This is a genomic window from Streptomyces sp. NPDC058758 (assembly GCF_042746075.1).
Classification (GTDB): domain Bacteria; phylum Actinomycetota; class Actinomycetes; order Streptomycetales; family Streptomycetaceae; genus Streptomyces.
Window position 1 is genome coordinate 62,896 of record NZ_JBHYPS010000037.1, and the last position, 17,193, is coordinate 80,088.

The 17,193-nt window shown below is 74.0% G+C and carries 16 protein-coding genes; 11 read left to right on the forward strand and 5 right to left on the reverse strand.

The window, feature by feature from the left end; translation table 11 throughout:
- Nucleotides 1-123: 123 nt before the first annotated feature.
- The 3 genes from ACFW6A_RS31540 to ACFW6A_RS31550 all read left to right on the forward strand — a co-directional run bounded on the left by ACFW6A_RS31540 (nt 124) and on the right by ACFW6A_RS31550 (nt 2,657).
- Nucleotides 124-567, forward strand: coding sequence for a MarR family winged helix-turn-helix transcriptional regulator (locus ACFW6A_RS31540; RefSeq protein ID WP_030749604.1), 444 nt, complete (start codon nt 124-126; stop codon nt 565-567).
- A gap of 27 nt (nt 568-594) precedes the next feature.
- Nucleotides 595-1,956, forward strand: a complete 1,362-nt coding sequence (locus ACFW6A_RS31545; RefSeq protein WP_351855609.1) for an MFS transporter — start codon at nt 595-597, stop codon at nt 1,954-1,956.
- A 194-nt stretch (nt 1,957-2,150) separates the two neighbouring features.
- Nucleotides 2,151-2,657: a lamin tail domain-containing protein gene (locus tag ACFW6A_RS31550; protein ID WP_386477487.1), complete on the forward strand. Its 507-nt coding sequence runs from the start codon at nt 2,151-2,153 to the stop codon at nt 2,655-2,657.
- Nucleotides 2,658-2,689: 32 nt separating this feature from the next.
- Here ACFW6A_RS31550 and ACFW6A_RS31555 read toward each other — a convergent pair whose 3' ends face one another.
- Complete coding sequence (locus tag ACFW6A_RS31555; protein WP_351856958.1) at nt 2,690-3,202, reverse strand: GNAT family N-acetyltransferase; 513 nt, start codon at nt 3,200-3,202, stop codon at nt 2,690-2,692.
- 34 nt (nt 3,203-3,236) lie between these two features.
- On the opposite strand from ACFW6A_RS31555, the gene thpR reads away from it, so the two are divergent.
- From thpR to ACFW6A_RS31570, 3 genes are all read left to right on the forward strand, one after another.
- Entirely contained in the window at nt 3,237-3,821 is a 585-nt protein-coding gene (gene thpR / locus ACFW6A_RS31560; protein ID WP_386477484.1) for an RNA 2',3'-cyclic phosphodiesterase, read from the forward strand.
- 162 nt (nt 3,822-3,983) lie between these two features.
- Nucleotides 3,984-4,973 carry an aldo/keto reductase gene (locus ACFW6A_RS31565; RefSeq protein WP_386477481.1) on the forward strand — a complete coding sequence of 330 codons (990 nt, stop codon included), beginning with the start codon at nt 3,984-3,986 and terminating at the stop codon, nt 4,971-4,973.
- A gap of 254 nt (nt 4,974-5,227) precedes the next feature.
- Nucleotides 5,228-5,923, forward strand: a complete 696-nt coding sequence (locus ACFW6A_RS31570) for a PH domain-containing protein (protein WP_351856952.1) — start codon at nt 5,228-5,230, stop codon at nt 5,921-5,923.
- Nucleotides 5,924-5,927: 4 nt separating this feature from the next.
- Here the strand turns inward: ACFW6A_RS31570 and ACFW6A_RS31575 are convergent, their stop codons facing one another.
- From ACFW6A_RS31575 to ACFW6A_RS31585, 3 genes are all read right to left on the reverse strand, one after another.
- Entirely contained in the window at nt 5,928-6,611 is a 684-nt protein-coding gene (locus ACFW6A_RS31575) for a GDSL-type esterase/lipase family protein (RefSeq protein ID WP_351856950.1), read from the reverse strand.
- Nucleotides 6,612-6,695: 84 nt separating this feature from the next.
- Nucleotides 6,696-8,831, reverse strand: coding sequence for a hypothetical protein (locus ACFW6A_RS31580; protein WP_386477477.1), 2,136 nt, complete (start codon nt 8,829-8,831; stop codon nt 6,696-6,698).
- A gap of 122 nt (nt 8,832-8,953) precedes the next feature.
- Nucleotides 8,954-9,799, reverse strand: a complete 846-nt coding sequence (locus ACFW6A_RS31585; protein WP_351856946.1) for an alpha/beta hydrolase — start codon at nt 9,797-9,799, stop codon at nt 8,954-8,956.
- Between the two features lie 361 nt (nt 9,800-10,160).
- On the opposite strand from ACFW6A_RS31585, the gene ACFW6A_RS31590 reads away from it, so the two are divergent.
- Both ACFW6A_RS31590 and ACFW6A_RS31595 read left to right on the forward strand, forming a co-directional pair.
- Nucleotides 10,161-11,168, forward strand: a complete 1,008-nt coding sequence (locus ACFW6A_RS31590) for a WD40 repeat domain-containing protein (RefSeq protein ID WP_351856944.1) — start codon at nt 10,161-10,163, stop codon at nt 11,166-11,168.
- A 77-nt stretch (nt 11,169-11,245) separates the two neighbouring features.
- Nucleotides 11,246-11,614 carry a hypothetical protein gene (locus ACFW6A_RS31595; RefSeq protein ID WP_351856942.1) on the forward strand — a complete coding sequence of 123 codons (369 nt, stop codon included), beginning with the start codon at nt 11,246-11,248 and terminating at the stop codon, nt 11,612-11,614.
- Between the two features lie 88 nt (nt 11,615-11,702).
- Here ACFW6A_RS31595 and serC read toward each other — a convergent pair whose 3' ends face one another.
- Entirely contained in the window at nt 11,703-12,821 is a 1,119-nt protein-coding gene (gene serC / locus ACFW6A_RS31600) for a phosphoserine transaminase (protein ID WP_351857157.1), read from the reverse strand.
- Between the two features lie 51 nt (nt 12,822-12,872).
- On the opposite strand from serC, the gene ACFW6A_RS31605 reads away from it, so the two are divergent.
- The 3 genes from ACFW6A_RS31605 to ACFW6A_RS31615 all read left to right on the forward strand — a co-directional run.
- Nucleotides 12,873-15,641, forward strand: a complete 2,769-nt coding sequence (locus ACFW6A_RS31605) for an FAD-binding and (Fe-S)-binding domain-containing protein (RefSeq protein ID WP_386644627.1) — start codon at nt 12,873-12,875, stop codon at nt 15,639-15,641.
- A gap of 22 nt (nt 15,642-15,663) precedes the next feature.
- Entirely contained in the window at nt 15,664-16,131 is a 468-nt protein-coding gene (locus tag ACFW6A_RS31610) for a hypothetical protein (RefSeq protein WP_386477470.1), read from the forward strand.
- Nucleotides 16,132-16,333: 202 nt separating this feature from the next.
- Nucleotides 16,334-17,193 (forward strand): hypothetical protein (locus ACFW6A_RS31615; RefSeq protein ID WP_386644630.1); only part of this gene is annotated, 860 nt, incomplete at its 3' end.

Sequence of the window (17,193 nt, forward strand, 5' to 3'; positions counted from 1 at the left end):
TGATACATGGATACCTCCCCGTGACCTGGAGCGATGTGACTCGTGCCCCATCGAGGGCGTGACGTGCGCGACACGCGATCATTCCAGTGGTCTTTAGCGAGAGTAATGAGTTATGCTAACTACATGCCTGATCTGTCCCACGGCACCGCCGACGACGCCGCGGCCGTGAACGCGATCCGCTCGTCCGTCATGCGGCTGAGCCGGCGCCTCAAGCACCAGCGCGTCGACGAGTCGCTGAGCCCGACCGAGATGTCGGTGCTCGGCACCCTGGCCCTCTGCGGGTCCGCCACCCCCGGTGAGCTGGCCCGCAAGGAGCACGTACAGCCGCCGTCGATGACCCGCATCGTCGCCCTGCTCGAAGCCAAGGGACTGGTCAGGCTGGAGCCGCACCCCGACGACCGCCGGCAGAAGGTGGTCAGCCAGACCGAGCGGGCCGAGACCATGCTCGAGGACGCCCGCCGCAAGCGGAACGCCTGGCTGGCCTCCCTCGCCGAAGGTCTGGACGAGGACGAGTGGGCCGTACTGCGCGCGGCCGCTCCGGTCCTGGAGAAGCTCGCCCATCTCTGAACCCGAGCGCCAAGGAGGCGACGCACTTTGAGTACGGGACCCGGAGCAGACTCCGCACCCGTCCACAAACCCGCGACTACCCCGAACACCCGGGGCGGAGGGTCCCGCAGGGGAACCTTCTCCTCGCTCTCGATCCGGAACTACCGGCTGTTCTTCACCGGAGCGATCGTCTCCAACACCGGTACGTGGATGGCCCGGATCACCCAGGACTGGCTGGTCCTGAGCCTCACCGGCTCGGCCGCCGCCGTCGGCGTCACCACCGCCCTGCAGTTCCTGCCGATGCTCCTCTTCGGCCTGTACGGCGGCGTCATCGCCGACCGCTACCCGAAGCGGAGCCTGCTCCTCGTCAGCCAGGCCGCCCTCGGCCTGTGCGGGCTCGCGCTCGCCGCGCTCACCCTCACCGGACAGGTGCAGGTCTGGCACGTCTACCTGATCGCCTTCCTGCTCGGCATGGTGACGGTCGTCGACAACCCGGCCCGGCAGTCCTTCGTCTCCGAGATGGTCGGCCCCGACCAGCTCCGCAACGCCGTCTCGCTCAACTCCGCGAACTTCCAGTCCGCCCGGCTCGTCGGCCCCGCCGTCGCCGGCGTCCTGATCGCCGGCGTCGGCAGCGGCTGGGCCTTCCTCATCAACGGCCTCTCCTTCCTCGCGCCGCTGGCCGCCCTGTGGCTGATGCGCACGGGCGAGCTGCACAAGGTCGAGCGCGCCCCGCGCGGCAAGGGCCAGCTGCGGGAGGGCCTGCGGTACGTGGCGGGCCGGCCGGACCTGATCTGGCCGATCGTCCTCGTCGGCTTCGTCGGCACCTTCGGCTTCAACTTCCCGATCTGGCTGACCGCCTTCTCCGGGGAGGTCTTCCACGTCGGCGCCGGCACCTACGGCCTCCTCAACACCCTGATGGCGGCCGGCTCCCTCGCGGGCGCCCTGCTCGCGGCCCGCCGGGGCTCGACCCGGCTGCGGATGCTGGTGATCGCCGCGGCCGTCTTCGGCGCCCTGGAGGTCGTGGCGGCGCTCTCGCCGGCGTTCTGGCTCTTCGCGCTGCTGCTCGTCCCGATCGGCATGATCGGCCTCACGGTGAACATCACCGCGAACTCCGCCGTCCAGATGGCGACCGATCCGGCCATGCGGGGCCGGGTGATGAGCCTCTACATGATGGTCTTCGCGGGCGGCACGCCGATCGGAGCGCCCCTGCTGGGCTGGGTCACCGACACCTACGGCGCCCGCGTCGGCTTCGCGACCGGCGGCCTGGTGTCGCTCGCCGCGGCCGCCGTCATCGGCCTCGTCCTGGCCCGGGTCGGCAACCTGAAGGTGGCCATGGCCTGGCGCCACGGCCACCCCTCCGTCCGCTTCGTCCCGCGCGCCGCGCCGGAGCGCCTGGCCGCGGCGGCCTGACCGCCGCAGGCCCGGGGAGAAGGGGCGGGCGGGAGTCACCGACTCCCGCCCGCCCCTTCTCCCGTCCCGGGCCCGAAACCGGAACCGGCCCGTGCCCCGTCCCGCCCCTGTCCCGAAATGAACGATCGGCCAACGGGATGTGGTGATCCTGTGTATGTTGAGCCGTCAATCACAGGCACCACCAGGGGGGTCCCTTGCGCACCCGCACCATCCGTCCCGTCATAGCCGCGGCCCTCGGCACCGGCGCCCTCGCCACCGTCCTCGTCGCCACCCCGGCCCAGGCCACCGAGTACCCCTCGAACCTGAAGATCGCCGGCGTCCAGTACGACGCCCCGGGCCGCGACAACAACAGCTGCACGACCGGCAACACCCAGGCCGAGTTCGTGACGATCAAGAACTTCTCGCGGACCGCCCGGATGAACCTCAAGGGCTACGTCGTGAAGGACGCGGCCGGCAACAGCTACACCTTCCGCCTCAACCACTACCTGGAGCCCGGCGACCACGTGAAGCTGCGCGGCGGCCGGGGCACCGAGTCCGACGCGGGCAACGTCGCCTACCGCAACAACTGCAACTTCATGTGGAACAACGACAAGGACACGATCAGGCTGATCAAGCCCGGCGGCGCCGCCGCGGACACGCACGCCTACACCAAGGCGGCGAACGACCGCGACGGCAACGGCTTCATCACCTTCCACGGCTGAGCCGTCCCCCGCGCCGGGGCCTCACGCCCGCGTCACACCCGCATCTCCAGGACCTGGCCCGGCCAGTCGCCGACGGCGAAGGGGTCGGTGCGGGTGAAGCCCTGGCGCTCGTAGTACGCGACGAGACGGCCCTCGCCGCCCGCGAAGCAGTCCACGCGGAGCAGCGAGACGCCCGCGCGGCGGGTCTCCTCCGCCGCGTGGGCGAGCAGGGCCGCGCCGACCCCGAGGCCGTGGAAGCGGCCGTCGGTGGCGAGGTAGCGGACGTACCGCTCCGGCTCGCCGGCCGGCGGGACGTACGCGCCGGGGTGCGGGGTCAGGGTGAGGGTGCCGGCCGGGACGCCGCCGACCTCGGCGATCCACGGGTCGCCCTCGCCCAGCACCCGGCCCACGTGCTCCACGGTCTTCGGCCGCGCGGTGAAGGGATCGGTGCCCCACTGGGCGGTGATCCCCTTGCCGTTGAGCCAGACCACGGCGCTGTCGAGTATCCCGAGGACGGCCGGCAGGTCCTCGGGACCGCCCCGCCTGATCTTGATCGCGTTCTCCATCCGGCCGAGGCTATCCGCTGCCACACTGGCGGTCATGAGGCTTTTCGCCGCCGTCCTGCCGCCCGCCGGGCCGCTCGCCGAGCTGGGCGCCGTCGTCGACGGGCTGCACGCCCTGCCCGGCGCGGACGCCCTGCGCTGGACCTCCCGCCCCGGCTGGCACTTCACGCTCGCCTTCATGGGGGAGGTCGAGGACGCCCTGCTGCCGGAGCTCCGCGCCCGGCTGGCCCGCGCCGCCCACCGCACCCCGCCCTTCGGACTGCGGCTGCACGGCGGCGGGCACTTCGGCCGCCGCGCCCTGTGGACCGGGGCCGCCGGCGAGCTGGACGCGCTGCGGCTGCTGGCCGAGCGCGCCGACGCGGCGGCCCGCCGGGCCGGGATCCCGATGGAGGAGCACCGCCGCTACCAGGCCCACCTGACGATCGCCCGCGCCCGCGGCGAGGGCGCCCCGCTGGCCCCCTTCCTGGCCGCCCTCGACGGCTTCGAGGGCACCCGCTGGCAGGTGGGCGAGCTGTCCCTGGTCCGCTCGAACCTGCCGGTGGACGGGGTGCCGGGGGAGGGGCCCCGCTACGAGGTGGTGGAGGCCTGGCCCCTGGAGGGGCGGGGCGGCGGGCCGGGTTAACCTCGAAGAGTGGATCCGAAGACTCGTAACCAGATCATGGCCAGCGTGCTCGTACTGATGTTCGCGATCATCGCGGTGGCCTCGGTGGTCGGCCAGTAGCACCGCCCGCCCCTCCGGCAAGCCCTTGCTTCGAGTGCGCTCCAACGAGTTGGCTTGTGTCCCATGGAGTACACGCAGCTCGGACGCACCGGACTCAAGGTCAGCCGCCTCGTCCTCGGCACGATGAACTTCGGCCCGCAGACCGACGAGGCCACCAGCCACACGATCATGGACGCGGCGCTCGACGCCGGCCTGAACTTCTTCGACACGGCCAACGTCTACGGCTGGGGCGAGAACAAGGGCCGCACCGAGGAGATCATCGGCTCCTGGTTCGCGAAGGGCGACGGCCGCCGCGACCGGACCGTCCTCGCCACCAAGGTGTACGGGAACATGGGCCCCGACGGCGAGGCGTGGCCGAACCACGACAAGATCTCCGCGCTCAACATCCGCCGCGCGGTGGACGCCAGCCTCAAGCGGCTCGGCACCGACCACATCGACGTCTACCAGTTCCACCACGTCGACCGCGACACCCCCTTCGACGAGGTGTGGCAGGCGATCGACGTCCTGATCGGGCAGGGCAAGATCCTCTACGCCGGCTCGTCCAACTTCCCCGGCTACAAGATCGCCCAGGCCAACGAGGCCGCCGCCCGGCGCGGCATGGTCGGCCTGGTCAGCGAGCAGTGCCTCTACAACCTCTTCGAGCGCCGCGCCGAGATGGAGGTCATCCCGGCCGCCCAGGAGTACGGCCTCGGCGTCATCCCGTGGTCGCCGCTGCACGGCGGCCTCCTCGGCGGCGTCCTGAGGAAGGAGACCGAGGGCAAGCGCCGCACCGAGGGCCGCGCGGCGCAGACGCTGGCGGACCCGGCGAAGCGCGCGCAGTTCCAGGCGTACGAGGACCTGCTCGACAAGCACGGCCTCGCCCCCGGCGAGGTGGGCCTGGCCTGGCTGCTCACCCGTCCCGGCGTGACCGGCCCGATCGTCGGCCCGCGCACCCCGGAGCAGCTGGCGGGCGCCCTGCGTGCCCTGGAGCTGGAGCTGGGCGAGGAACTGCTGGCCGAGCTGGACGGGATCTTCCCGGGCCCGGGCCCGTCCCCGGAGGCCTTCGCCTGGTAGGCCCGCCCGCGGTTCGGCCGCCGCGGGCCGGCCGGTGACGCACGACGGAACGCCGTCCCTCCGGGGGCGGCGTTCCGCGTGTCCGCGCCCGCCGGAACGTGCCGGAGGCCGCCCTGGGGGGCGGCGCCCCCGTCCGCGCCCCGTCCGCCGGCCGGCTCGTCCGAGTGACCTGTTGTGTGAACTCCCTTTCACCGGAAGGCGGTTGGGCCTAACCTGCTCTCGTCGGATCGTTCAACGATTGAACGGGGGAAGTCATGACCCGGAACTCCGCCCTGCCCCGCACCTACCGGATCAGGCCCGGCCGGATGACCGCCGTGTACGTCGCCGCGGGTCTCGGCCTTCCGGGCGCGCTGCTCCCGGTCTACGCCGAGGAGTCCGCCCCCGGCTGGGTGAAGTGGCTCCTCACCTGGGTCGTCCTCGGCCTCCTCGGCTGGATCGTCGTCGCGGCCCGGAGCCTCTCGACCACCGCCGACGGCCGGGGCATCCACGTCCGCGGCTTCGTCCGGCGGCGGCGGATCGCCTGGGCGGACGTCCAGGACATCCGCGCCGTGCCCAATCCCTCGGCGGGCATGGGCCAGGGCCAGCCGCAGGTGATCTCGTACGCCTACGGGCGCGACGGCCGCCGTCTCCAGCTCTTCTACGTGGACGACAACCACGTCCCGGTGGAGCGCGAGATCGAGGTCCTGCGCGCCGCCTGGGAGCGGCTGCGCGGCGAGGACTGGACCGAGGACGCCGGTGCGGCGCGCCGGATCGAACGGCGCGAGGGCCTCGAACGGCGCTTCGTCCCGGCCCTGTTCCTGGCCTTCGGCGCCGAGGTCGTCCTCGGCGTCCTGCTCCTCGTCCTGTCCGTCAACGACGTGGTCGAGCTGCCGATGGCCCTGCTCGTCGTCGCCCCCGTGGCGACCTTCTTCGGCTACCTCTTCTGGCCGAGGCTCCGGGGCCGGGCCTGAGCCGTCACCGCTCCCGGTAGGGCCCGCCGAGCCCCCACGCCTGGTGCATCGCGCCCGCGAAGGCGGCGGCCAGCCGGTGCTCGCCGCTCGGGCTCGGGTGCGTGCCGTCGTACGTGTCCGTCCGCAGGTCGTACGCGTCGGGGACGGTCGCGAGCAGCAGCGGCGAGGCCGCCGAGTCCAGGTCCGCCACCGCCTTCGCCAGCAGCTCGTTGAAGCGGGCGCACTCGGCGGCGAAGGCGGCGTCGTAGCCGGCGCGGACGTTGGGGATCACGGGCAGCAGCACGGCCCGGATCCGCGGGTTCGCGGCCCGGGCGGCGGCCACGAACGCCCGCACGTTCTCCTCGGTCTGGTCGCTGTTGGTGTAGAAGCCCAGGTCGATCAGGCCGAGCGAGACCAGCAGCACGTCGGCGCGGGCCGCGGCGACGGCCTCCCCGATGACCGGGGCCATGTGCAGCCATCCCTCGCCCCACCCGGCCAGGTGCCGGCGGGCGGCGGCCGGGAACGCGGGATCGGCGTACCCCGCCGGGTCCCCCGCCTCCCCCTCGGGCACGTACAGCCCGTCCCGGGGCCCGACGATCTCGTACCCGCCGGGCAGCACCGCCTCCAGGTGCTCCCACATGCGGTATCGCCAGGTCCAGTCGCCGGCGCGTCCGATGGTCATGCTGTCGCCGACGAACAGAAAACGCATGCTCCCATCATCCCGGACCCCGCCCGCGACCTGCGACGTGACGCCGGACACGGGCGGGAGGGGGGCGAGGGGGGAGGAGCGGGCCTAGAAGAAGGTCTTGTAGGTGGTGGAGTCGGTGCGGAGGGGGAGGGTGTAGGCGGGGTCGAAGGGGCGGGTGGTGCTGTCGGTGCCGTAGTAGCGCGCGGAGCCGGTGGGGCCGACGGCGAGGATGTCGTTCACGGGGTGCCAGGGGTTCTTCCCGGCGGGGATGATGTGGGTGTACTTCTGCCAGCCGCCGCCGACCTTGCGGCGGGCGGTGAAGGTGCCGTCGCCCTTGCCGAGGTAGAGCCAGAGGACGCCGTCCCTGTCGCGGGCGAGGAGGTCGCCGCCGGGGGCGCCGGCGATGTTGCCGGGGGCGGTCAGGAGGTTGTACTGCTGCCAGCCGCCGCCGATCCTCTTGCGGGGCTTGAAGGGGGACTTGGCGTCGCCGGTGGAGGCGTAGAACCAGAGGACGCCGGAGGTGTCGGTGGCGAGGAGGTCGCCGCGCCCGTCGTTGTCGAGGTCGGAGCCTCCGGCGAGCTTGTTGTAGACCTGCCAGCCGCCGCCGACCTTCGTGCGCGGCAGCAGCTTCTGCTGCTCGCTCCGGTAGAGCCAGAGCACGCCGTCCCGGTCCCGGCCGACGATGTCGTCGGCGGCGCCGCCGGCCAGGTTCCCGGGGGAGGCCAGCAGGGTGTACGTGTTCCACCCGCCGGTGCCGAGGAGCTCCGGGGTCGGTTTTCCGATGGAGCTGCAGCTCGTCTCGTGGCAGTCGGGAGGGGTTCGCAGGCCGGTCAACTCGCTTGTCTCGTAGGCGAGGAGCCTGCCGGAGCCGTCGCGGACGAGTGCGTCGGCGCCGCCGTTGTCGTTGAAGTCGCGCCGCTGCGCGGGGCGGGCCACGGTGAGGGTGCCCGTGCGGACGACGGCAGGGCCGAAGTCGGCCCCCTCCGAACCGGCGCGCATCTTCCACGTGTACGTGCCGTTGTAGGCGCTGAAGTACTTGCTGCGCAGCCTGCCGTCCCAGGTGACGAACGGCTGGTACTCGTTGTGGAGGGTGGTCGTCAGGCCGGTGGCGGTGTGCGTCAGCTCGAAGCTGACGGTCGCCTCCTCGTCGCTGATGTCCCAGCGGAACGTCCCGGGGCCGTTCGGCACCGACAGGCTCCTCAGGGTGAGCTCCTGGCCGTCGGGGACGTCCGCCACCATGGTCGCCTTCGGCTCGCCGTCGGTGCCGAGGGCGACCCGGAAGACGCCCCAGCCGTCCGCCGCGGTGCCGCCGCGCACGAGGAGCGTGCCGTCGGGCCCTGGCGTGATCTGGTTCGCGAAGCGGAAGGGCTCGACCGTGTGGCCGTCCTTCCGTGACCGGAAGGTGAGCCGGGTGGAGTCCTCGACCGCGAGCCAGTCGTCGCCGAAGGCCAACGTGGCCCAGCCGGACACGGTCTCGGACGCCCCGGTGCGCCGGTCGACGACCTTCGTCGTGGTGCCGTAGGTCTGCCAGGCGACATGATCCTGCGTCACCTGGGTCCGGTAGGCGTAGCCGCCCAGGTCGTAGGTCCGGGTGGTGGCGGCCGTGGCCACGTCGACCACGGCGAGCCGGTACGCGGAGGTGCCGGCCTCGGCCACCTGGACGGCCACCGTGCCGGGGACCGTTCCGGCGGTGTTCCCGATCTTTCCGGCCGGCAGCCCGGTCACCTTCCGGTCGACGGTCCGGCCGTCCGGCGTCCGGCTGACGAGGTGGAGGGTGCCGGCGGCCTCGTCGACCATCACGAGCGTCGAGCCGTCGACCGCGTTCAGCGCGTACGGCGGGCTGTCGATGACGACGGGGTCGCCGCCCCCGGCCATGTCGTGGAAGGTGTGGCGCGTGCCCTTGCTCACCACTACGACGTCGCTCTGGTCGGCGCCCGAATAGCGGGCCCCGTCCTCGGACAGGTCGACGGAGGTGCCGTCGTACCGCGTCCAGGTGGCGACGGAGTTCCGGACGGTGAGGAAGCCGGTGGTGCCGACGCCGCGGACACCGTCCGCGGAGCTGAGCTCGGGGAGCGCCGCCCCGGCCCTTGCCTCCTGTGTCAGGGCGGCCGGGGCCGCCGTCGCGCTCGCCGGCCCCGCCGCGGTGGCGGCGGTCGTCGCGGCGAGGGTGACGGCCAGGGCGGCGGTCAGGCGGAGCCGGGACGGGCGGTTGCGGCGGGCGCCGGCGCGGGCACGGGACAAGGCGGGGCCTCCTCGGGCGAGGGAAGAGCGGGTGCGGCGCCCCAGCGCCACACCCCACAGACCCGCCGCCCGCCCGGAAGGTTGTACGGGGCGCCGCCCCGCGTTCGGGTGCGCCGGGGCGCCTACGCGTCCAGGAACTCCGTGACGTTGCCCGCGAACCACTCGGCGTCGTCGTGCCACGGGAAGTGGCCGCCGCCCTTCAGGACCTCGAAGCGGGCCGCCGGGAACAGCTCCGCGTACGCGGCGGCCGTCGGCGGCGGGGTGTTCGCGTCGCCCTCGCCGGCGAGGACCAGCACGGGCCGCCCGAACTCCGCGAAGACCGCGCGCGTCGCCGCCGGGTCGTAGGCGCCCTCGCCGCCGTAGACCGCGGCCGCCTCGGCGTTCCGCTGCCGGGCCGTGGCCGCTTCCCGCTCGCGCGCCGCGTCGTCCCAGGTGCCGTGGAAGAACGGCATGACCTTCGCGAAGACCGCCTCGGTCCCGCGCCCCGCCGCCATCTCCTCCAGCGCCGCGTACGCCTCCGCGAACCACGGCTCCCCGGCGCGCAGCCGCGCCGCCGCGAGCCGCTCCTCGGGCGCCGGCACGAGCCCGGCCGCCGCGGGGCCCGGCGTCACGAGCACCAGCCGCCGGACCCGCTCCGCGTGCCGCGTCAGGTACAGCGCGGCGAGGTTCGCGCCCGCCGAGTGGCCGAGGAGGTCGACCTCGTCGAGCCCGAGGTGGACCCGCAGCGCCTCCACGTCCCCGACGAGCCGGTCGCAGCGGTACGACCCCGGATCGGCGGGCGCTTCGGAGGCGCCGGTGCCCCGCAGGTCGAGCCGGACGACCCGGCGGCCGGCGAGACCGTCCAGGTCCTCCAGGTAGGCGGAGTCCCGCATGGGCCCGCCCGGCAGGCAGAGCAGCGGCGCACCGGGCCCCGATCCGGACTCGTGGTAGGCGAGGAGGGTGCCGTCGGGCGCGGAGAAGGTAGGCATGATCGTGACCATGACACCGCCGTCACCGCAGGTCAACCACTTTCGGCGGCCCGGGAACGGGCCGGGGCCGGTCCGAAGGCGGAACCGGAACCGGACCGGCGGCGGAGCCGTCCCGGGGCCCGCCGGGCCCGTACCGGAGCCATTCCGGGGCCATCCTGGGGCCTCGCCGGGCCCATTCCGGGCCCGTCCCGGAGCTGTCCCGGGGCCGCCCCGGAACCATTCCGGAGCTGTCCCGAGGCCACCCCGGACCCACCCCGGACCCACCCCCCACCCGCCCCCCTCAGCCGCCCCCGTCCCGGGAGGGTCCGGCCCCCGGGGGCGGGGACCGGCGGCTTCGGGAGGGGCGTGGCAGGCTGGGGCCATGCGTACCGGATCCCGTGCCGTCCTCGCCGCCGCCGCGGCCCTCGCCCTGTCCGCGACCCCCGCGTACGCGGACCCCGGCCCCGCCGACCGGGACTTCACGATCGAGGACCCGCGGATCACCGAGTCCAGCGGACTCGCCGCGAGCCGGGCCCACCCGGGGATCTATTGGACGCACAACGACCAGGACCAGCCCCGGATCTTCGGCGTCGACTCCCGTACGGGCAAGACGGTCGCGACCCTGACCATGACCGGGGTCGGCACCCCCCGGGACATGGAGGCCATCTCCGTCGGCCCGGACGGCGACATCTACGTCGGCGACATCGGCGACAACCTCGACGGCTCCTGGGACCACGTCTGGATCTACCGCTTCCCCGAGCCGAAGACCCTGGGGGACCGCACCGTCCGGGCGGAGCAGTACGTCGTGAAGTACGCCGACGGCCCCCGCAACGCCGAGGCGCTGATGGTCCACCCCGAGACCGGCCGCGTCTACATCGCCAGCAAGAACGAGGACGGCGGCGGCCTGTACGAGGGCCCCGAGCGCCTCTCCGCCTCCGGCACCAACACCTTCCGCCGCATCGGCGAGGTCCCCTGGGTGACCGACGGCGCCTTCTCGCCCGACGGCGACCGGCTCCTCCTGCGCAGCTACTTCAGCGCCCGCGAGTACGTTTGGAAGGACGGCCGCATCGAGGGCGACGGCACCTCCCCCGGCGCCCCCTTCCAGGGCCAGGCGGAATCGGTGACGTACACGAACGACGGCTCGGCCCTCATGTTCGGCTCGGAGGGCGTGCACAGCCGCGTCGTCCGCGTCGACCGCGAGGACCGCCCGGAGGGCGGGGGCTCCGCTCCGTCGCAGCCCGGCACCGGCACCGGCACCCCGGCCCCCGGCGCCACCGCCGGCCCCGCCGGCGCGGGCGCCGGCGCGCAGGGCAGCGCCACCACCGGCTTCCTGGTCCTCGCGGGCGCCACCGTCCTCGTCCTCGGCGTCAAGCGCCTCCTCCGCCGCTGACCCGCCCCGGTTGCTCCGCCCTCGCCGCCGGGCCGCCCCGGGTCGAGACTGGAAGGAGACCGAAGAGGTGAGACGGCATGACGGCATTCACGCGTGACGGCACCCCGGTCGCCATGGAGGGCGGCGGCCTCGACTTCCGGAAGCGGGAGGCGGGCGGAGGCATGAGCGTCGCCTTCATCCACCTCCCCAAGGGCACCGACATGGCGCCGGCCCTCAAGGGCCTGGAGGGCGACCTGTGCCAGTGCCCGCACTGGGGATACCTGTTCAAGGGCCGGATCAGGATGCGCACGGCGACCGGCGAGGAGGTCTACGAGGCCGGCCAGGCCTACTACTGGGGCCCCGGCCACGCCCCCGAGGCACTGGAGGACGTCGACGTCGTCGAGTTCTCGCCGACGGCGGAGTTCGACGCCGTCATCGACCACGTGAAGGCCCAGGGCGGCGGCTGACGGAGGGCCCGGAGGCCGGGCCCACGGCGGAGGGCCCCGCACCGGTCACGACCGGTGCGGGGCCCTCCGTACAGGGGCGGGGCGGTGATCAGAGCTTCTCGATCACGTGGTCGATGCAGGCCGTCAGCGCCCGCACGTCCGCCGGGTCGACCGCCGGGAACATCGCGATCCGCAGCTGGTTGCGGCCCAGCTTGCGGTACGGCTCCGTGTCCACGATCCCGTTCGCGCGCAGCACCTTCGCGACCGCGGCCGCGTCGATCTCGTCCGCGAAGTCGATCGTGCCGATGACCTGCGAGCGCTTCGCCGGGTCGGTGACGAACGGCGTCGCGTACTTCGACTCCTCGGCCCACGTGTAGAGCGCGTCCGAGGACTCCTTCGTGCGGGCCACGGCCCACTCCAGACCGCCCTGGCCGTTGATCCACTTCAGCTGCTCGTTCAGCAGGAAGAGGGTCGAGAGCGCCGGGGTGTTGTACGTCTGGTTCTTCAGCGAGTTGTCGATTGCCGTCGGCAGGGAGAAGAACTCCGGGATGTGCCGGCCCGACGCGTGGATCCGCTGCGCCCGCTCCAGCGCGGCCGGCGAGAACGCCGCCAGCCACAGGCCGCCGTCGGCGGCGAAGGACTTCTGCGGGGCGAAGTAGTAGACGTCCGTCTCGGTGATGTCGACGGGCAGGCCGCCCGCGCCCGAGGTGGCGTCCACCAGGACCAGCGCGCCCTCGTCGGCGCCCGCGACCCGCTTCAGCGGGGCGGCGACACCGGTCGAGGTCTCGTTGTGGGTGTAGGCGTAGACGTCGACGCCCGCCTCGGCCACCGGCTCCGGGTGGGTGCCCGGGTCGGAGGAGACCACGGTCGGCTCGGCCAGCCACGGGGCCAGCTTCGCGGCCTTCGCGAACTTGGAGGAGAACTCGCCGAAGGTGAGGTGCTGCGACTTGTTCTCGATCAGACCGTGGGTCGCGACGTCCCAGAAGGCGGTGGAGCCGCCGTTGCCCAGGATCACCTCGTAACCCTCGGGCAGCGAGAACAGCGCGGAGATGCCGGCACGGACCTCGCCGACCAGGTTCTTGACCGGAGCCTGGCGGTGGGACGTGCCCAGGAGGGAGGTGCCGGTGGCGGCCAGGGCGTCCAGCGCCTCCGTCCGCACCTTGGAGGGGCCCGCGCCGAAACGACCGTCTGCGGGCTTGATGTCAGCGGGAATCTGGATATCGGCCACGAGGCGGAGGGTATCGGTTCGGGAAGGGCCGGAGCGCGTGATGTCCGCCGGATGAGACGAAGAACGGGACATCCTTGCGTCGTGGGAACAGACGAGAGAGTCGCGGGAAGGGGCGGGGAACTCGCCGCCGAACTGAGGTCCGCGGTCGCCGGAGACGTCGATTTCGGCACCTCCGCGCGGGCGCTCGCCACCATGGACGCCTCCAACTACCGCCGCGTGCCCGCCGGTACGGTCGCACCGCGCGACGCCGACGACGTCGCCGCCGCCCTGGAGGTGTGCCGGCGCCACGGCGTCCCGGTCGTCGCGCGCGGCGCCGGCACGTCCATCGGGGGCCAGGCGACGGGCACCGGCGTCGTGCTCGACCTCACACGGCACATGAACGGACTCGTCTCCGTCGACCCGGCGGCGCGCACCGCCGTCGTCGCGCCCGGCCTCGTCCTCGGCCGGCTGCGGGAGGCCGTCCGCCCGTACGGCCTCACCTTCGGCCCCGACCCGTCCACCCACAGCCGCTGCACCCTCGGCGGCATGATCGGCAACAACGCCTGCGGGGCGCACTCGGTCGCCTGGGGCACGACCGCGGACAACGTGCGCTCGCTCGATGTGGTGACCTACCGGGGGGAGAGGCTGACGCTCGGGACGGGCGGACAGGGCGCCCCGCCCGGCCTCCTCGACCTGGTGGACCGCAACCTCGCCCTCCTGCGCACCGGCTACCCGCCCGGGCTGCCGCGCCGCATCTCCGGCTACGCCCTCGACGCGCTGCTCCCCGAGCGGGGCACCGACGTCGTCCGCTCCTTCGTCGGCGCCGAGGGCACCCTCGGCGTGGTGACGGAGGCGACCGTCCGCCTCGTCCCGCTGCCCGCCGAACCCGTCCTCGTCGTCCTCGGCTACGCCGACGAGACGGCGGCGGCCGACGCGGCGGCGGGACTCCTGCCGTACGGGCCGCTGACGGTGGAGGGCATGGCGGCGGACCTCGTCGGACCGGCCGCCGCCGGACTGCCCCGGGGCGGGGCCTGGCTGTTCTGCGAGGCCGACGGGGCGGGCGCGGCCCGGGACCTGGTGCGGGCCGCCGACGCCCTCGACGCGGCGGTCGTCCGCGACCCGGCCGGGCAGCGGGCCCTGTGGCGGATCCGCGAGGACGCGGCCGGCACGGCCACCCGGATGCCCGGTGGCGGGGAGGCCTGGCCCGGCTGGGAGGACTGCGCGGTGCCGCCCGCCCGGCTGGGCGCGTACCTGCGGGAGTTCCGCGCCCTGCTCGCCGAGTACGGCCTGCGGGGGACCCCGTACGGGCACTTCGGCGACGGCTGCGTGCACGTCCGCGTCGACTTCGACCTGTGGACGGGCGGGGGCGTGCGCGACTTCCGCCGCTTCTCGGAGGCCGTCGCCGACCTCGTCGTCGCCCACGGCGGCTCCCTCTCCGGCGAGCACGGCGACGGCAAGGCCCGGGCGGAGCTGCTGCCGAGGATGTACGGCGACGGCCTCGTCGCCCTGTTCGGCGCGGTGAAGGACGTGTGGGACCCGGACGGGGGCATGAACCCGGGGATGCTCGTCCGCCCCGAACCCCTCGACTCCGGCCTCCGCTTCGAGGGCCTGCCGCTGGTCGGCGTGGGCAGGGAGGCCGCCCGGTGCGTGGGCGTCGCCAAGTGCCGGGTCGCAGGACCGAGCCGGGGGGACGCGGTGATGTGCCCGTCGTTCCGCGCCACGGGCGAGGAGAGGCACTCCACCCGGGGGCGGGCCCGGCTCCTCCACGAGATGGCCCTCGGCGAGGTGATCACGGACGGCTGGCGCTCGGAGGAGGTCCGCGAGGCGCTGGACCTCTGCCTGTCCTGCAAGGGCTGCCGCAGCGACTGCCCGGTGGGCGTCGACATGGCCGCGTACAAGGCGGAGTTCCTCTCCCGGCACTACGCGGGCCCGGCCGGCTGGTGGCGGCGCCCCCGCTCGCACTGGACGATGGGCGGCCTGCCGCACTGGCTGGACCTCTTCGGCCGGGGGACGAACGCGCTGACCCGGCTCCCCTTCGCCGCCCGCCTCGCGGGCGTGACGCCGGCCCGCCCCCTGCCCCGGGTGGCCGCCCGCACCTTCACCTCCTGGTTCGCCGAGCGCGCCTCCTCCCGCCCGCCGGCCCTCACCCTCTGGCCCGACACCTTCACCGACCACCTGGCCCCCGAGACGGGCACGGCGGCCGTCCGGGTCCTGGAGGCGGCCGGGCTGGGGGTGACCCTCCCGGAGGGGCGGGTCTGCTGCGGCCTGACCTACGTGTCGACGGGCCGGCTGGGCGCGGCGCGGCGGGTGATGCGGCGGACGCTGGACGTCCGGGGCGGCGCGGACGACCCGGTGGTCGTCCTGGAACCCTCCTGCGCGGCGACCCTCCGCACCGACCTCCCCGAACTCCTCCCCGGCGACCCCAGGGCGGCCCGCCTCGCCGCCTCGGTCCTCACCTTCGCGGAAGCCCTGGAGACCCTCGCCCCCCACTGGACCCCGCCGCGCCTCGACCGCCCGGTGACCGGCCAGACCCACTGCCACCAGCACGCCGTCCTGGGCGACGCGGCCGACCGCCGCCTGCGGGAACGGGCCGGTCTGACCGGCGACCTGGAGGGCGGCTGCTGCGGCCTGGCCGGCAACTTCGGCTTCGAACCGGGCCACGAGGAGGTGTCGCTGGCCTGCGCCGAGGACCGGCTCCTGCCCGCCCTGCGGAGCGCCGAGGACAGGGCGGAGGTCCTGGCGGACGGCTTCTCCTGCCGCACCCAGATCGCCCACCTGACGGACGGCAGGGCCCGGCACCTGGCGGAACTCCTCGCGGAGGGGCTGGACGGGCCGGGCTGAGGAGCCGTGGCATGGTGCGGGGATGGAGAACTTCCCTGCCCTGGTCGACGACGCGGGGCAATGGTGGGACGCCGCCGTCGAGGACGCCCAGGAGGGCCGCTGGGTACGCGACGACGTGGAGCGCGCGGTGGTGGCGGACATCGCGGCCGCGACCAACGCCCTGCACGGCGGCCGCCTGCCCCCCTTCACCGAGGACGACTGGTACGTCCGCATCGGGCGCATCGCCAACTGGGCCGGCGTGATCCGCCTGGCCGCCCGCGCCGGCGGCTGGGAACTCCGGCCCGTGGCGGGCCGCGCCCCGGACCGCCCCGCCGGCATGACCGAGCTGCTGTCCGGGATCTACGCGATCGCCGCACCGGCCGAGACGTGGATGCGCCGGTTCGTCGAGGAGCGGCAGCCCCCCTCGGAGCAGGACATGGCCCGGGCCGAGTTCTCCTTCAGCGGCCCGGGCACCCTGGAAGACCTGGAGTCCTTCTTCTACGACGACTGACGCCCGGCCGGCCCCGCCCCGCCGCCTGAACCCGCAGGTGACGGACCTCCGAAGCGAGGATTCCGCATCTTGACGCCGCCCTCCGGGCAGCCGAGGATGCACCGTGTCGGGCGCGCCCCCGCCGGGCGGGAGTGAGAGCGGCGCCGACTCCTCGCGTACGGGGTGATGGGCCCCTTTTCTTCTGTTCCGGGGGGAACGAGTCTTGAGCAAGCGCATGCGTGTGCGCCGCGCGGCGGCGATGAGCGGTGTGGCCGGGCTGCTTGCCGTGGCCGGTGTGACGGCGGGGGCGGGGGCCGCCGTGGCGGCGGACGAGCTGAAGCTGTCGGGGTACGACGTGGTGGCGGCGCCGCGTTCGCTGCCGCGGTTCTACCCGGTCGTCGAGTCCGGCACGACCCTCCCCGGGAAGGTCGTCATCGCCGTCGGCACGAAGCCGATGACCGACCCGGCAGGCGCCGGGGCGGGCCTCCCGGCGGGCTACCGGCTCAACCCCAACCACTGCGACCTGGCCGCCGGGTACACCGGGGTGTTCGTCTGTGAAGGCAGCATCTACACGGTGCCCGACGCCGTCGTGCCCGCGGACGCCGTCGACACCACCCTGTACTGGGGCTTCGCCTACATGTCCGGCAGCGGCGACCTCGCGGCGGCCGTGAAGGAGGCCCGCAGCGCCGCCGGCCTCCCGGCGGACGGGCGGCGCGGTACCGGCAAGGTCATCGTGAAGTCCCGCGCGCACGCGCTGCTGAACACGATCGCCTTCGACACCCCGCCCGTCCCCGACGGCGGCATCGTCCGCCAGCAGTTGCGCGTCCACGCCAACGACGCCGGCCGGCTGACGCTCCGCTTCGACAGGGCCCAGGGCCAGCTCACCCACCCCGCGCCGCCCATCCGCTTCCGGAACATCACCACCGGCCCCGGCCCCGGCGCCGACTGCGAACTGCGCTGGGAGACCCTGCCCGACGACCTGCCCAACCTGGCCTGCGAGCTGGAGGCCGGGGACCACGTCATCGGCTACGAGCTGGCCGCCGACCCGGGCCAGTACGCCCAGAAGCTCCAGGCCCACACCCG

Bases quoted from the DNA above. Each gene is read 5' to 3' on its own strand.
- ACFW6A_RS31540 (WP_030749604.1), top strand. From the start codon at position 124: ATGCCTGATCTGTCCCACGGCACCGCCGACGACGCCGCGGCCGTGAAC.
- ACFW6A_RS31555 (WP_351856958.1), bottom strand. From the start codon at position 3,202: ATGGAGAACGCGATCAAGATCAGGCGGGGCGGTCCCGAGGACCTGCCG.
- thpR (WP_386477484.1), top strand. From the start codon at position 3,237: ATGAGGCTTTTCGCCGCCGTCCTGCCGCCCGCCGGGCCGCTCGCCGAG.
- ACFW6A_RS31565 (WP_386477481.1), top strand. From the start codon at position 3,984: ATGGAGTACACGCAGCTCGGACGCACCGGACTCAAGGTCAGCCGCCTC.
- ACFW6A_RS31570 (WP_351856952.1), top strand. From the start codon at position 5,228: ATGACCCGGAACTCCGCCCTGCCCCGCACCTACCGGATCAGGCCCGGC.
- ACFW6A_RS31575 (WP_351856950.1), bottom strand. From the start codon at position 6,611: ATGCGTTTTCTGTTCGTCGGCGACAGCATGACCATCGGACGCGCCGGC.
- ACFW6A_RS31585 (WP_351856946.1), bottom strand. From the start codon at position 9,799: ATGCCTACCTTCTCCGCGCCCGACGGCACCCTCCTCGCCTACCACGAG.
- ACFW6A_RS31590 (WP_351856944.1), top strand. From the start codon at position 10,161: ATGCGTACCGGATCCCGTGCCGTCCTCGCCGCCGCCGCGGCCCTCGCC.
- ACFW6A_RS31595 (WP_351856942.1), top strand. From the start codon at position 11,246: ATGACGGCATTCACGCGTGACGGCACCCCGGTCGCCATGGAGGGCGGC.
- ACFW6A_RS31605 (WP_386644627.1), top strand. From the start codon at position 12,873: ATGAGACGAAGAACGGGACATCCTTGCGTCGTGGGAACAGACGAGAGA.
- ACFW6A_RS31610 (WP_386477470.1), top strand. From the start codon at position 15,664: ATGGAGAACTTCCCTGCCCTGGTCGACGACGCGGGGCAATGGTGGGAC.